The organism is Bacillus sp. UNC41MFS5 (assembly GCF_000686805.1).
Window position 1 is genome coordinate 73380 of record NZ_JMLP01000011.1, and the last position, 14835, is coordinate 88214.

Annotated in this window: 16 protein-coding genes and 1 riboswitch; of the genes, 1 reads left to right on the forward strand and 15 read right to left on the reverse strand. The window is 40.3% G+C overall.

Going from position 1 to position 14835, the window contains the following annotated elements; all coding sequences use genetic code 11:
- Positions 1-164: 164 nt before the first annotated feature.
- The 10 genes from BR30_RS0105265 to BR30_RS0105310 form a co-directional block, all read right to left on the reverse strand.
- Positions 165-398 carry a hypothetical protein gene (locus tag BR30_RS0105265; protein ID WP_026564099.1) on the reverse strand — a complete coding sequence of 78 codons (234 nt, stop codon included), beginning with the start codon at positions 396-398 and terminating at the stop codon, positions 165-167.
- Between the two features lie 112 nt (positions 399-510).
- Positions 511-1746, reverse strand: coding sequence for a C40 family peptidase (locus tag BR30_RS35120; protein WP_051633465.1), 1236 nt, complete (start codon positions 1744-1746; stop codon positions 511-513).
- A 270-nt stretch (positions 1747-2016) separates the two neighbouring features.
- Positions 2017-3162: an ABC transporter permease gene (locus BR30_RS0105275; protein WP_026564100.1), complete on the reverse strand. Its 1146-nt coding sequence runs from the start codon at positions 3160-3162 to the stop codon at positions 2017-2019.
- On the reverse strand, positions 3162-4274 hold the full coding sequence (locus BR30_RS0105280) for an ABC transporter permease (protein ID WP_026564101.1): 1113 nt from the start codon (positions 4272-4274) through the stop codon (positions 3162-3164). Before BR30_RS0105280 ends, BR30_RS0105275 begins: the two co-directional genes overlap by 1 nt.
- 12 nt (positions 4275-4286) lie before the next feature.
- Positions 4287-5225: an ABC transporter ATP-binding protein gene (locus BR30_RS0105285; RefSeq protein ID WP_026564102.1), complete on the reverse strand. Its 939-nt coding sequence runs from the start codon at positions 5223-5225 to the stop codon at positions 4287-4289.
- A 116-nt stretch (positions 5226-5341) separates the two neighbouring features.
- Positions 5342-6448: a sensor histidine kinase gene (locus BR30_RS0105290; RefSeq protein ID WP_026564103.1), complete on the reverse strand. Its 1107-nt coding sequence runs from the start codon at positions 6446-6448 to the stop codon at positions 5342-5344.
- Between the two features lies 1 nt (position 6449).
- Positions 6450-7091 carry a response regulator gene (locus tag BR30_RS0105295; protein ID WP_026564104.1) on the reverse strand — a complete coding sequence of 214 codons (642 nt, stop codon included), beginning with the start codon at positions 7089-7091 and terminating at the stop codon, positions 6450-6452.
- A 239-nt stretch (positions 7092-7330) separates the two neighbouring features.
- Positions 7331-7495, reverse strand: coding sequence for an aspartyl-phosphate phosphatase Spo0E family protein (locus tag BR30_RS35695; protein WP_231507628.1), 165 nt, complete (start codon positions 7493-7495; stop codon positions 7331-7333).
- 238 nt (positions 7496-7733) lie between these two features.
- Positions 7734-8228, reverse strand: coding sequence for a hypothetical protein (locus tag BR30_RS32690; RefSeq protein WP_231507629.1), 495 nt, complete (start codon positions 8226-8228; stop codon positions 7734-7736).
- A gap of 3 nt (positions 8229-8231) precedes the next feature.
- Positions 8232-8996 (reverse strand): hypothetical protein, encoded by a 765-nt coding sequence (locus BR30_RS0105310; protein WP_026564105.1) that lies wholly within the window; start codon positions 8994-8996, stop codon positions 8232-8234.
- A 146-nt stretch (positions 8997-9142) separates the two neighbouring features.
- Here BR30_RS0105310 and BR30_RS0105315 point away from each other — a divergent pair, with 146 nt between their 5' ends.
- Positions 9143-9676 (forward strand): NUDIX hydrolase, encoded by a 534-nt coding sequence (locus BR30_RS0105315; RefSeq protein WP_026564106.1) that lies wholly within the window; start codon positions 9143-9145, stop codon positions 9674-9676.
- A gap of 319 nt (positions 9677-9995) precedes the next feature.
- Here BR30_RS0105315 and BR30_RS0105320 read toward each other — a convergent pair whose 3' ends face one another.
- From BR30_RS0105320 to BR30_RS0105340, 5 genes are all read right to left on the reverse strand, one after another.
- The gene (locus BR30_RS0105320; RefSeq protein ID WP_026564107.1) at positions 9996-10421 is read right to left on the reverse strand and encodes an OsmC family protein; all 426 of its coding nucleotides are present in this window, start codon (positions 10419-10421) and stop codon (positions 9996-9998) included.
- Between the two features lie 329 nt (positions 10422-10750).
- Positions 10751-11578, reverse strand: a complete 828-nt coding sequence (locus BR30_RS0105325) for a MetQ/NlpA family ABC transporter substrate-binding protein (protein ID WP_026564108.1) — start codon at positions 11576-11578, stop codon at positions 10751-10753.
- Between the two features lie 20 nt (positions 11579-11598).
- Positions 11599-12273: a methionine ABC transporter permease gene (locus BR30_RS0105330; protein ID WP_026564109.1), complete on the reverse strand. Its 675-nt coding sequence runs from the start codon at positions 12271-12273 to the stop codon at positions 11599-11601.
- Positions 12263-13276, reverse strand: coding sequence for a methionine ABC transporter ATP-binding protein (locus tag BR30_RS0105335; RefSeq protein ID WP_026564110.1), 1014 nt, complete (start codon positions 13274-13276; stop codon positions 12263-12265). The genes BR30_RS0105330 and BR30_RS0105335 overlap by 11 nt, the downstream gene beginning before the upstream one ends.
- 106 nt (positions 13277-13382) lie before the next feature.
- A riboswitch (SAM riboswitch) is annotated at positions 13383-13488 on the reverse strand.
- A 377-nt stretch (positions 13489-13865) separates the two neighbouring features.
- Positions 13866-14831, reverse strand: coding sequence for a VOC family protein (locus BR30_RS0105340; RefSeq protein ID WP_026564111.1), 966 nt, complete (start codon positions 14829-14831; stop codon positions 13866-13868).
- Positions 14832-14835: the final 4 nt, after the last annotated feature.

The following is a 14835-nucleotide window of genomic DNA, read 5'->3' on the forward strand; positions in this document are numbered from 1 at the left end:
CAAATTTTATTTGTCTTTTATGCTTACACTATATTCCTTTTTTTCATTAAACAACATGGGTATAGTGACAAGTTCACAGTTTGTTTGAAATGTTATGGCGAACTTTTGAACGGCAGCGGTGCCTCGGCAGTGGTGCCTGACACCAAAGAAATCCCAGCTGACCATCAGCTGGGATCATGTATGTTTGAAAAAATTCCGCCAAGATATTCGGCATGTTCAAGATATTGTACGACAAAGTCGTCCAATGACATCGGGATTTCTGTATCTTCAACCCAATAATCATAACTAGTCGCAATCGTCTTTTTGATTAGGTCGTTATTTAGCCAATATGGGGCCAGTGGATGATCGATACTGGCAAGGATCGCAGTAATTTTCTCGATAGTGGTTATGGTAAACACCTTCTTAGAAAAATGTTCTTCTTACCTCTTCTAATCTATGTGATTATCTTTCCCTAAAATACAAAAAAAGCTTGGAGTTTTCCTCCAAGCCTTTTTCTTCAAATCTATATTCTTAATGCAATACTCTTGCTGCGGTTGTAAATTTAGCTGGATTATACGCAGCAATTTTTACAACATCACCCGTTTGAGGTGCATGGATATATTTGCCGCCTCCAATATAAATGCCAACATGGTGGGCTGGGTTTCCTCTAAATACCAAATCACCTTTTTGTACATTATAAGGGGAAATACTAGTTCCAACATCCTGCTGGTCACGAGATACTCTCGGAAGGCTAATACCAATATGACGGAATACATATGAAGTGAATCCTGAACAGTCAAACCCGTTTGGTGTTGTCCCACCCCAAACGTATTTAACACCTAAAAATTGTTTAGCATAGGCGATTAACGCATCGGCATCTCCTGAATTAGTCACTGTTTCTTTCGGTGTATCATTGGATGTGACCGGTTTTTTTGCCGGAGATTCTTGTTCCGGTTGTTGTTTTGGACTTTCTGGTGCTTGTTGCTCTGCACTTTCTTGCACTTCTTGAGTTGCTTTTTCCTGAGCTGCAGCCCTTTCTTGCGCTTCTCGCTGTGCTCTTTCTTGTGCTTCTTGACGCGCTTTATCTTGTGCACTTTTTAGTGTTACTTGATTAGCCAGTTGCGTTTGTTGTTGTATTAAGGTATTTTTTGATTCTGCCAAAACGGTTTTAATTTCGGCCTTATCTGCTTCAATCTGCTTTTGTTTAGAAACTAAGTCACTCTGGCTCTTTTTTAATTGACCTAATTCGTTTTCTAACTTTTGCTCCGCACCTAGTAAGGTTTCCTCTTTTTTAGCTAGAGTCTTCATGATATCTGTATTACTATCAAGAATTTGCATTATAGCAGTAGAACGAGTTAGTAACTGGGAAAAGCTTTCAGAAGAAAGAATGAACTCAGCATAAGTGATCATCGGCTGCTGACCTTGCTCCTGCATAGTTTTTAGTCTTGCAGAATAGTAGGTTTTGTTCGTATCTAAGTCCTTTTTTGCTTTTTCAATGTCTGCTTTCGTTTTTACGATTTGACCTTGTTGTACTTTAATATCATTGTTTAGTTGTTTGCTTTTTTCCATTCCAATGATAATTCGGTCGTCTAGTTCTTGAATCTTATTTTCTATGTCTTCAATTTGATTTTGCGTTTCCGTTATTTTCCCTTTTGTCGCATTGATTTGTTCTTGGGTAATAGTTGGACTTGCAAAAGTCGGGGTTGCTTGAAAAATCGTAGTTAATAAAACTAGCGATACCGAATATATTAAAAGTTTCCGTTTCATTCCATTCTCACCTTTTCTAAAAGAAAATTTTTCCGATTAATATAGTTATAGTTTAAATTTTCAAGAGACTAATAACAATGGAACTGGGGAAAATGTAATGAATTTGTAATGTTATGTAGAATAATTATAGAAAAAGTCGAATAAAAACCTCTGTTTTCGTCAAAGTTTCTTAAACTTCGGCCACTGAAATTCCATATATTAGAAAATTACATAAAAAAAACCACTCATTTGAGCGGTCAAAAGATGATAGTCATTTTTAATTGAAACATTTTAGACAAAATTCTGTGTTGTATTATTTCTACTAAACCGATAAATAGCAATCAAGAAAAATGCAGCGGCAAAGGCAAATAGAATGATAAAATTCATATATAAGCCGCTAAACGCATTTCCTTCTTGCAGCTTCGTTAGCGTATCTAAGGTCCAGCGCTGCGGCAGGAAATCGGCGATTTTTTGTAAGGATGTCGGCATCACTTCCACCGGCCAGAAGCAGCCGGAAAGCATCACGGTCGGAGTAATAATTAAATTCTGTAAAGCTCCCGCGGCACTGCGGCTGTTTGAAAAAGAAACAATCACTAACGAGATCCCGACTGAAATGAATGAAAACAGTAACATCACAAAGGCCGCGGACCAAAACGACATGTTGATGCCAATATGAAAGATGCTTTTCATGATGGTTAACGTAATAAACACCTGGATCGTCATCACAATCATGTTGACCACAATATTGGAGAAGATGTATTTCCGCGCATTAATCGGTGTCGATAATAATCGGAAATAGGTACGGTTTTCTTTTTCCAACAGAATGATCTCCGCCATATTTCCGGCCGACATCAACATAATCATAATCAAGAAGCCTATTGTTTGGTTGGTCATGTTCTTATTTTTCGCTGTGTCATCTAAAGAATGAGTCGCGAGCTTATAGTTCGTTTGCTGAAAATCGCTATACATCTGCTCAAACGTCTGTTGATTCCCACCCGCAACATAGCTGATTGTCGCAATATTATCGATATACTGATGTAAATAAGATTTTACGTAAGCGGTAATGGCCGCCCCCTTGATTGAGGTCAGCTCGATATGGCCCGGATTCCCCGCCAAGACACTGTTTGCATACCCTTTTTCAAAGGTAATCACACTGTCAAGATCGCCAGAAGAGATTTTATCCTGGACCTGCCCATTCGAAATTGTCGAAATTTCCACATTCTCCAATCCCTTTAAAAAGTCGATGGTATCCGCAGTAATCTCGCTTTTGTCCTCATTAACAATCCCGACATGCAGGATCGTTTTTTGATCCCCCCCATAAACGAGCAGGGAAATAAAGATTCCGACTAACGGCATACACAGATACATGATTATGTTTTTCTTTTTTCTAAATGTCACGCGCAGCGTGTTCTGAATTAACCAAAGGATATCCTTCATTATAATCCCTCCCGTCGTTGCAATGAAATAATCGCCACAAGCAAGAATAATAGCGCCCCGGCCAGATTGATGGTAAGCGCCGGAATGGCCGCCGCGAAATCATTCGTATAAATAATCTTCGTCAACGCTTTGTTCATCCAAGTCAGCGGTGAAAGCTCGGTAATCAGCTTAAAGATGCCTTCAGGATTTTCAATTTTAAAATAAGCACCGCCAAAAAAGGATGATAACTGAACGAATAGCATGATGATTATTGACGGGGCCGCACTTGTTTTCGTCAAGAAACTGACGCCAATCCCCATGCTGACCGCAAACACCACTTCTGTTAGCAGCACAAGGAAGACCAAGCCTAAATGATCGCCCCAATTAGCTTTGAAAATGAGTTTGCTAAAAAGGATGACCAGAACGATACAGATGCTGTTACTGACCAAACTCCCAAGCACTTTTCCGATAAAAATTTCACTTTTCCTAACCGGAGAAGCAATCAGACGGTCAGCCGTCTTGCGTACGCGTTCACTTACGATGAGCGAACTTGCCGACATTGCCCCATACAGAACAATCATTGTCGTAATCACAATTGCATAATAGTCCATTGAACCGGGCTGTTTATCGGGAAGCAGTGAGGTTTCCTTGATAAAATCAGCTGGCTTCTCACGAGTAAAGGCACTCTCCAGCGTTTCCGGTGCCACCTTTATAATTTCGGATGCGATATTGTATTGATCGACAAAGGAGGAGAGCATCCCTTGAAGGATATTCCCTTCAATACTGGTTCCATTATTGACATAGAGCTGAATTCCCTGATCGGTTACTTCAACATAGCCATCATAGGAACCTTGCTTTACTTCGTTTTCACCATCGGTCGTACCGGTTGCTTTTTTAAAATGAACCCCTGATTTTTCGACCTCGGTAATAAAATGAGGAAAAAACTCACCCTTCGTTGTATCTTTATATAAGACATCGATATCATCGACAGGGAGACTGGTCGTAAATGTGTTCGACAAGGCTGTTCCGAGGACGAGCATTAATACAATCGGAAAAGCCAACATAAAAAACAACGTACGGGTGTCCCGGAAGTCTGTTTTAATTCCCTTCCATGCGATATTGAGTATATTCAAAGTGAATCCCCCTTATTGGTCACGCAAATTTCTGCCCGTTAATGTTAAAAATACCGTCTCCAGATTCGGTGCTTTTTCTTGTAAGGAGCGGATTTCAATCTGGCTGCTCATAAAGTGTTCAATGATTTTATTTAAGTTATTGACCCCGGTATCGGAGTTGATTTTAATCATGTGTTCATCAACGGAAACAGCTTCGACACCATTAATGCTTTTAATCGCCGCTAGGTCCACTTTCTCAGTCGATTTGACCTCAATCCAAACATCCTTCGTATTGGTAATTATCGATTTCAGCTGCTCCTTTGTTCCTTCGGCAATGATTTTTCCATGATCAATAATCGCAATCCGTGTGCAGATTTCCTCGACTTCCTCCATATAGTGGCTCGTGTAAATAATCGTACAGCCCATTTCATTTAACTTCCGGACCGAGGTAAGGATATAGTTTCGGGACTGTGGATCAATCCCTACCGTTGGTTCATCCATAATGATCAACTTCGGACGGTGGGCAATCGCACATGCGATATTGAGACGCCGTTTCATTCCGCCCGAAAAACTCTTCGGATAGCTTTTATGCTTATCCTGGAGTCCAACGAATTCGAGGGCCTCCTCGACTCGCTCATTGAGCTCGGCTCCGCGCAACCCATAAAGTCCCGCAAAGAATTTCACATTTTCAATAGCGGTCATATCCTCATAAATGGCCAAATCCTGCGGGACCATGCCAATATTCATTTTGGCAAAGCGGCTGTATTTGGCACTATTTTTACCAAGAATATGAATCGTCCCATCATTGCTGCGGAGCAGGCCCGCAATCATATTTATCGTCGTACTTTTCCCAGCTCCATTGGCGCCAAGAAAACCAAAGATTTCACCTTCAGCCACAGATAAACTCATATTATCAACCGCAATAAAGTCAGCGAATTTTTTCGTTAAATTTTTAATTTCTAATACGTTCATCGTTTCACCCCTCATGTCGTTTTCTATTTCCAGTATATAGAAAAAGAATGAACGCGCATAAGTGCAATCGTTCATTCTTTTCATATGAGAATATTCATATTTTCAGCGTGAGATGTTCATGTGCCTAGCGGAAGGAGCGTGGTGACGGAGAAACCATACGTGCTATCAACTATGATTTTTCCATTGACGGCAGCCGTCCGCTCTTCCATCCCAATAATGCCTAGACCTTTTTTGATGATCTCCGTTCCCGCTCCATTATCCTTCACTTCGACTCGAATCATTTTATTTAGGACCTTTAGATCGACAGACACTTGCGTGGCAAGAGAATATTTCATGGCATTCGTCAGTGCCTCTGTGACATTTTCATGGAGGATTTTCCATTGAATCGGTGTGATAATATCTAAATTGCCTTCATGGGTAAGGACGGTTTTGATTGGCTGTTTGGAATTAAAATCATCTACCAGCAGCTTCAAGCGATGAATCCCCACCTGTTCTGTCGGCGGTTTCATATTTTTTAAGGTCAGGCGGATGTTTTCAATCCCATCTTTCGAAATATTGATAGCATTTTGGAGGAGTTCGGTTGCTTTTTGTTGATCGGTCTCCAGCAGCCGTTTCGCCGCTTCCATTTGAAAAAGAGCTCCCGTCATTGAGTGCCCAATTTTATCATGGATTTCCTGTGAAATCCGGTTGCGTTCCTCTAATTTAAAGGTGTATTCGGACTGCCGTATGTATTCGCTATTTTCATGAATATGTTTAGTTAGTTTCTGGAGCCGCTTTCGCATCGCATCCTTTTGCGCTTCATTTTTCACTAGTTTCTCTCCATAAATGGACGTGATTGAAAAAATCACAAAAGAAAGACAAGCCGCTAAGCCGTATATGGGCTGCAGCCATGCTTTCATATATAGGATGGGAAGCAAGGATAGCAATAAAACCGTAAGTTTCTTGTCGATAAAACTGGCCGCAAGCTCGATAATCGTAAGTGGCAACAGCAAATAAAACAAAGGATTTACGATTAGATAGGCCCCTGTCAAAATACCAATGGACAGGACATGGAGGACCATTTTCATCGAGGCATTTTTTAAAAGATAAACGGTAATATTGGCGCAAAAATAAACCAAAAACGCAAGAACCACCCAGGAGATATGGCTGTCATTTGCCTGTGCACATTGAATCGCGATATACACAAGCAAGATCAGCTTCGTAAAAATAATCCAAATCTCCATTTTAATTGATTTTCCCGGTGAGGTAGTATATCGCGATTTGGGTTCGGTGCTCAAGACCGGTCTTTCCTAAAATAGACGTGATGTAATTCGCGACTGTCCCTTCTGAGATAAATAATTCCTTAGAGATGGCTTTATTGGAATATCCCTTCGCAATCAATGACAGGATATCACGTTCTCGTTCGGTAAACTGGGTGAGGTCGATCTTTGTTTCAGCTGCATTATTGGCCGGCGACAAATTGGATTTTATTTTTTCTAAAATCACATCCTGAAGAATACTGTTTCCGAGGAACACACTCTTCATCGCATCCCGGATTTGTTCCGGGTCATTATTTTTTAACAAATAGCCTTTTGCCCCATTTTTGATGGCCTCAAGAATATATTCATCATCATCAAAGGTCGTCAAAATAATCGGCTTGGTGCTTGTTTGCTCAGCAATCAGCTTCGTTGCTTCCACCCCGTTCATATTGGGCATGCGTACATCGAGCAAGGCAAGATCGACTTCATGGGCTAGACAGTAATCGACTGCCTCTTTTCCATTACTCACGGTGTCGAGCACGATAAATTCCTGGTAAGTAGACAAAATAATTTTCAGACCCTCTCGAATAAATGAGTTATCATCCGCGATGATGACCTTTATTTTCATACGTTAAAAACCCCCTCCCTCATTTACATCATTTACCTATTATTATAGCAAGAAATAAGATAGTCATTGAATCTTATCAGACATTAAATTCATTCAGCGCATTCCTATGGATGCTGCCCGTATTAGTAGATCTCAGTAAAAAAAGCGTACAAGACCTCTCCAGAGGACTTGTACGCTTTTTTTACGCTGGGATATTAGTGGGTGGCATACTAGTTTATCGGCTAAATACATTTATATACTCAAGCAGAAATCTTCGTAAATAACCCCATTTGTAAGTTAATTAACTTATCAAGTCTTTCGCTTAGTTTTACAGTTTCCACTGAATTTAATCCTTTCGAAAGCCCCACTCTTATCATTGAATTCCTCAAATTTTCGATTTGTACAAAAAGATCATCGTTAGTCATCATCACTGAGCTCCTTAATATTTGAACTATGTACTTAAAAGTTTATCAATTGAAAGCGCCTACAAGTAACTAGTTTTCGTCATCAAATATCGACATTATTAACTATCATCATGTTGTTTATGACAACTAATCCTGAATCGCCCCTCGGAATATGCCGAATACTGGGTAACTTTGTGCTAAAACGTTCACTTTCTTTACAGATAATCAAGAATAAGAAAAAAATCTGTGCTTTTGCTCCTTAACTTTGGGTTAGTATAGGGCTAATCCCATTGTGTATTCTAGTTATTCCAAGAGCCGTATGATCCCATAAAATCTTTTCAATGGTTTCCCATTGATGTTCTTCACAGCGAATCATTAAAACAATTTCCGCTGTGATGCTTTTTGCCGCTCGCTGCTTATTTTTGACAAGGAGCATTTTAATTAAAAAGCCCAAAAGTAACCCGCTGACCGCACCAATAATTCCCCAAATAATCGGTCCCCATTTTAGAACATATCCGTAAATGGCACCGAGCAGCATGAAACAAGTTCCCAGCATCGCAGCACCATCAAATAGGCTAAAACCATCCGCTCTATGAATCGTATCAAACAATTGTCTTGGCTCTGAGCGTTTATCGAGCGGGGCAGCTAGAATCTTTTCTTTAGGTATCCCCTTTTGTTCTATCGCAGAGATAGCTAACTCAATAAATAAGGAATTCTCGAAAGTGGCTATGACATACACCTGATTAACACTCACTTTCTATAGAGGAAAAATAAAGTCTTTACTTTGATATCTTTGTCGTAGATATTTTGACATTTCTTTTTCACACAATTTGTTGTGCTCAATGGCATAAGCATAAGAATCATAAATAATGAAAAAGTAGATCGAAGGAAAATACAAAGCCCATTGCATATCTAATATTTCTTTGGCATGAGCAAAATTACCAGTCATCGAGGCATGGATGGCATGTGGAATATGCCCCAAATACGTGATTGCCACGGCATAAACAAAAATAAAGAACCCCGTAATGACATGATGGAGATAAAGATGACCAAGACCTGGAAATAAAGCGGACCAGATTAACGCATTGACAGGTTTTCGTTTATCTAAAAAATTGGTGTCCCATGTCCCCATCTTCATGTGGAGAAGGGGAGCATCTTCGCGGTCGGCCAATACATATTGCTTATTGAGATCAATGGTTGTCCGATAGCTATCCCATATTCCAAACATGTACATCGCCAGATAGAGAATTAACCACCGATCATCCAAAACATCCTTTGCTTTTTCAAATTCACCTATTAACGTATATAAAATGCCAAGGTTCACTTTCGCTTTTTCGTTAATGAAGGTCTCCCAAAGAATAAGAATATACCCAACTATGTAGCGATGAAGCATGATATGTCCAAATCCAGGATAGGAAAATGAAAAAAAAGCAGCAATCCACGGATTTTTCAAATGCAATTGACCTGTTGTAAATTGGGAAAGATAAGACCTTTGCCTGCGAAACGGAGGTATTTGATTCACTTGTTGTCCTTTCCCCCTTAAAAAACATATGTCTCAACTAGTGTTTACAAATAATGTCATAAATATCCACACCCGGCTAGAATTAGCCAATTACCAAAAAGAGTGTACAATAGGTTTATGTTAATGAAAGGTTGGGATGAAGAAAGATGGTTTGGAAGATTAGTAGTTCAAGGAAAGAACAAGTGGATCGTTTTGGGGTAGTGATTGAAAAGGTCATTGTCCCGAACGGAGAGGAAAGGAACTTTTCCTATTTAGATTTTGCAAAGGGTGTCTGTATCCTTCCTATCACGGCGGATAAGGAAATCATTTGTCTAAAACAATATCGCCATGCGATCAAAAGCTGGGAATGGGAACTGCCCGCGGGAATGATTGACAACGAAAGCGATGCTCCCATCGAAACGGCAAAAAGAGAATTGGAAGAAGAGACTGGCAATACAGCTGACTATTGGCTCGATTTAGGTAGTTTTTATCCGTCACCTGGATCTACAAGCGAGGAAATTTATTTATTCGCAGCCACCGGCCTTCATGCTACAGAGCAACGACTGGAAACTAGCGAACAAATTGAAGTACATAAATTGACGATGCACGAAGTGAAGACTTTAATTGAAAAAGGCGAATTCAAGCATGGCGCGGGACTTGCCGCGGTATTGAGGTATATGTTGATTACCGATAATCGGTAATTTGGGATTATAAATTTAAACGTGATGGAAGGATGCCAGTGCCCATTCGTATGGAAAATTTCTGTTCACGGGCACTCTGGATGGTTTACAGCGCCCTTTCTCATACCAAAATTTTGTGAACGAGCACTCTGGATGGTTTACAGTGCCCTTTCTCATGCCAAATTTCTGTTCACGGGCACTCTGGATGTTTCACAGTTCCAATCCTCATACTAAAATTCTGTGAACGGGCACTCTGGGTGCTTCTCAGTGAATTAAATAATTTAATACAACAACTATAAATAAGAAGTAACACGCGATTGGCTGTTACTTCTTATAATCGTTATATCGCTTTTTCCCCTTTAACCCCATTGATTGAATAGCTTACGGTGATTTCCGCATTCAAGGAATGGGAGACGGAACAGTATTTGTCTTTCGACATTTGTATCGCCCGGACCACCTTATCTTCAGGCAGTTCTCCATCTAACGCATAATGAATATTAATCGTAGTAAAGCGCTTCGGATGCTCCTCGGCCCGTTCGCCTTTTACATCCATTTGAAATGCGGAAGGCTCAAGGCGCATTTTGTGCAAGATCGAGATAATATCAATCCCTGTGCAGCCAGCAACCGCCTGCAGCAGCAGCTCCGTCGGTCTTGGACCAGAATTCTCCCCGCCAACTTCTGGTGCCGCATCCATAATAAATTCATGCCCGGTGGGGGTGACCCCCGAAAAAGCCATTTTCCCTTTCCAGTTAATTGATAACTCCATACACATACCCCTTTCACCTTGTTATTATTACCCATTCATAACTTCCTTATTTGTGCCCCGCTCCTTTGAAAAATAGGTATAACGGTAACGATTAGGGGTTATTGATTATTTTATTTTGTTAATACATGGTGTCATATCCATTGGGATTCTGTTCCTGCCAGTTGTATAAGATTTCACGCTGGTGTCAGGCACCAAGTTTAATAAAAAACTAAATTAAAAATGCTTACATCCAATGAAAGATACATTCATTGGACGTAAGCATTAGTGAAACGAGATGATTCCTATAAGTGACTGTGGGAATCCCGGTTATTAGTAGGATATAATTCCTGTTACTTAGTCATCCATTCCGGTTTTCCGAAGCCTTTAAATTGTTCATCAATGATTTTCTCGAATTTGTCCGATTCGACTATGGCTTTAATATCCTTCGCCAGCTGAGAATCTTTATTTTCCGTTTTGACAGCAACCACATTCCGATACTGATCAAGCATATTCTCAAGCGCTAGTGCTTTAAGCAAGTCCATCTTGGCAGCAAGAGCGAAGTTTCCAGGGACTGCAGCTATATCAGCACTGTCGACAGAACGAGGCAGCTGACCTGCTTCAATCGGCTGAAATTTCAAGTTTTTCTTATTCTCCGTAATATCCTTCTCGGACACTCTAATCGGTTCTGCTTTTTCATTGATTTTAATGAAGCCTTCATCGCGGAGCGTATTCAATGCGCGAGCGGCAGTTGTCGGGTCATTTGGAATAGTAACCGTTGCCCCATCCTTCACCTCATCAAGTGATTTATAAGCGTTTGAATAAAGCCCCATAGGTGCCGTTGGAACAGAAATCAACTTGGTTAATTTCATATTATTTTCCTTCGCAAAACTTTCAAGATAAATTGTGTTTTGGAAGAGGTTAGCCTGAATATCACCATTATCTAACGCTTTGTTTGGTTGAATATAATCACTAAATTCAACAACCTCTACTTTATAGCCCTTCTCTTCTAAGCTTGGTACAATCGCTTTCTTCAACATATCACTATACGGACCCGCAGTGGCACCCAATTTAATATTCTTTGAATTAGCACTTGCCTTTTCCTTGTCACCTGAACTGCCGCACGCTGTTAAAGCAGCTACGACTAAAAGTAAACTAATTGCTAAAAACCACTTTTTCATGACTTTTTCCCTCTTTCTGTTTATTTTCTTTTATCGACAACTTTGGCAATGAAATCACCAAAAAGCTGAACAAACTGAACTAAAACAACTAAAATGACAACTGTGGCAACCATGATTGTGTTGTCATAGCGATAATAACCAAAGCGAATCGCTAAATCACCGATTCCACCTCCGCCAACGGTACCGGCCATAGCAGAAAATCCAACCAAACTAATGAGTGTTAAGGTGATACCAGAGATAATCCCCGACCTTGCCTCAAGGAGCAGGACATCTTTAATGATCATCCATGGGGTAGCACCAGCAGCAATCGCGGCTTCGATGACGCCTTTATCGATTTCCCTTAATGCCGTCTCGACAATCCGAGCAAAGAAGGGAATCGCAGCAACAGAAAGCGAAACACTCGCGGCAGTCGGCCCTATGGTTGTATCAACGAGAAATTTTGTTAATGGAATTAACGCAACCAATAAAATGATGAAAGGAATAGACCGGATAAGGTTAACAATAAATCCCACAGAAAGCTGGACCCAGCGATTTTGCAAGAACAATCCCTTGTCCGTAACATATAAGAGAATCCCAACCGGCAAGCCAATCACAATGGAGATGACTAATGAGATGAGAATCATATAAATGGTTTGTAAAAAAGCTGTATTAATATCAGGAATAAGTTCCATAAGATGATTAAAATCAAAGCCCATTACGTAACACCTCCACTTGTGCTGCCCGGTCTTCAATATACTGAAGCGCCGTCTTCACTTCCTCCTTCGGTCCTTTCAGTTCCATTATAAAAATGCCAAGTGGCAATTCTTGAATATATTCAATCGAACCATGCAGAAAGTTACCTTTTACGTTAAATTGCTTGAGCGTATCGGAAATAACACCCTCTCCGGCAACTTTCCCCTTGAACAGCACCTTGATGATTGGTCCATCACAAGTAGATAAAATCGCCTCCGGAATGTCATAAGAAACAACACTATCAATAAACTCCTTTGTGAGTTCTGCCCGAGGGTTGGCAAAAATATCATATACCGCTCCCTCTTCAATGACCTTTCCTTCTTGCATGATTGCCATTCTGTGGCAGATTTCCTTGACCACATTCATCTCATGGGTGATTAATACAATCGTAATGCCCAGCTCTTTGTTGATCTTTTTTAATAGATTTAAGATTGATTTGGTTGTGGTCGGATCAAGTGCTGAGGTTGCTTCATCGCATAATAGCACCTTCGGATTATTAGCAAGGGCTCGTGCAATCCCCACCCGTTGTTTTTGTCCACCACTTAGCTGCGCTGGGTACACATCTCGTTTATCCGCAAGTCCTACGGTTTCAAGCAGTTCTTCCACTCGTTCTTTTATTTGGCTCTTTGGATAGTTGGCAGCTTTCAAGGAAAACACAATATTCTCAAACACTGTTTTTTGACTGATTAAATAAAAGTGTTGAAAAATCATGCCAATTTTTAACCGGGCTAACCGCAGATTCTCGCCTTTCAACGAAGTAAGATCAATACCATCAACGGTAATGCTTCCTTTTGTGGGGCGCTCTAACAGATTGATACAGCGGAGCAATGAACTTTTTCCGGCACCAGAATAGCCGACAATTCCATAAATCTCGCCTCTTTGAACAGTTAGCGAAACCTCATCAACACCTTTCACCGTGCCATTTTTCGTTGTGTAAACCTTTGAAAGATTCTGAATCTCAATCATATGATTACCTCTTTTTTCAAATTCTATATTATGAAATAATGATAGCTTCCAAACAAAAAATGCCCCTCTCAACTGAAAGGGGCATCGAAATACAAATGGATATTTCGACTTATCTTTCAGAATGAAAGTCATTCTGCAGGAATTGGCACCTTCCCTACAAGGGGGTTGCCGGACGTCATAGGGCCTAGTCCCTCGGTCGCTCTCGATAAGTTTATAATCGTTTTTTAAGTTAGGTTGATATTACTAATCAATTTTTATATTGTCAATCATCAGAAAACAGTAATTTTCTACGAAAAAGCGCTTCCATTCCTATTAAATCAATCAACTAAGTAGATTTAAAATTTTTTTATTTTGCTGCACCTAACAATGATATTGGACAATAGGGTCATAGGCATCTGATTGGTCTCCAAACTTATCAACAACATGATGAAGAGGTTTTGATTTCTACTTTTACTGGTTGGGTTACACAGCAAGCTGACACAGTTTCCCTTAAATCAAAAAAATATGTTTTTATTGATTAAAAAAAACAGACCTTATCCTAATGCGAAAAAGTCTGCCACTTTAATAGAATATATTCCTGGTGATAAAATCAAAATCTTTCAAGTAATTCGATGATCACCTTGTATGTAGAGGTTGTGTCCATATATGCATATCTGCCCTTACCATTCCAGAAATTACCTCTTTGGATTACCGGATAACCCATGTCCTCCAGTAATCTCACCTTTTCCTCCATATCTTCGACCACAAAGGAAATATGGTGAACCCCTTCGCCATATGTTTCGAGGTGCTTTTTCCAGGTGCTCGGTGAATCGCCCGGCTCAATTAACTCAAGTTGAAGTAAAGGAGTATTTATAAACATATATTTGGAGTCAGCCTCCGTTGGCTTTCCTTCAAAAATAACTTGAGTAAGCTCACTTGGACCTGACTGAATCACCGGAGGTCTTTCCACACCCAATAACTTACAATATGCTTCAGCAGCTGCATCCAAATCTCTCACCACAATGGCCAGCTGCTCGACTGTATTGGTTCCAAGTAAGGGAATGAAGGTATCTGTCTTAGGAGTGGTATCCCGCGGTTCAGCACTTTCTAGTAGTTCCATGAGTGTCTTATGACTACTTAACGTATCGACATAAACATATCTTCCATCACTAGATGTAAATTCCCCGCTCTGCAGCAACGGAAATCCATTCTCCTCAAAAACAGGCAGCTTCTCTTTAATAGAGTCCACATCAAAAGCGATATGATGGATACCTTCCCCCACCGAATCCAAAAATTCGCGCATGGTGCCAGGTTCTTGGTTCGGTTCAATCAATTCGAATTGCACAGTCGGTGTATTTAAAAATACGAGTTTACTACGGGACTCAGTTGGCTGACCGCGAAAGACCACTTTAGAAACATCACGGTCGCCTGTTAAAAACCACTTAGGTGTCGGTATCCCCAGAAGTTTCGCAAATGCTTCGGATGCTTGCTCAATATCACGAACAACGAAAGCAATTTGATTAATGACGTTATTTCCAGCTAACGGCTTTAATTCCGTCAATGATTTTTCGGTCATTGAT

Coding starts and splice junctions, on each gene's coding strand:
- BR30_RS35120 (WP_051633465.1), bottom strand. CDS start 1,746: ATGAAACGGAAACTTTTAATATATTCGGTATCGCTAGTTTTATTAACT.
- BR30_RS0105275 (WP_026564100.1), bottom strand. CDS start 3,162: ATGAAGGATATCCTTTGGTTAATTCAGAACACGCTGCGCGTGACATTT.
- BR30_RS0105285 (WP_026564102.1), bottom strand. CDS start 5,225: ATGAACGTATTAGAAATTAAAAATTTAACGAAAAAATTCGCTGACTTT.
- BR30_RS0105290 (WP_026564103.1), bottom strand. CDS start 6,448: ATGGAGATTTGGATTATTTTTACGAAGCTGATCTTGCTTGTGTATATC.
- BR30_RS0105295 (WP_026564104.1), bottom strand. CDS start 7,091: ATGAAAATAAAGGTCATCATCGCGGATGATAACTCATTTATTCGAGAG.
- BR30_RS35695 (WP_231507628.1), bottom strand. CDS start 7,495: ATGACTAACGATGATCTTTTTGTACAAATCGAAAATTTGAGGAATTCA.
- BR30_RS0105315 (WP_026564106.1), top strand. CDS start 9,143: ATGGTTTGGAAGATTAGTAGTTCAAGGAAAGAACAAGTGGATCGTTTT.
- BR30_RS0105320 (WP_026564107.1), bottom strand. CDS start 10,421: ATGGAGTTATCAATTAACTGGAAAGGGAAAATGGCTTTTTCGGGGGTC.
- BR30_RS0105325 (WP_026564108.1), bottom strand. CDS start 11,578: ATGAAAAAGTGGTTTTTAGCAATTAGTTTACTTTTAGTCGTAGCTGCT.
- BR30_RS0105330 (WP_026564109.1), bottom strand. CDS start 12,273: ATGGGCTTTGATTTTAATCATCTTATGGAACTTATTCCTGATATTAAT.
- BR30_RS0105335 (WP_026564110.1), bottom strand. CDS start 13,276: ATGATTGAGATTCAGAATCTTTCAAAGGTTTACACAACGAAAAATGGC.
- BR30_RS0105340 (WP_026564111.1), bottom strand. CDS start 14,831: ATGACCGAAAAATCATTGACGGAATTAAAGCCGTTAGCTGGAAATAAC.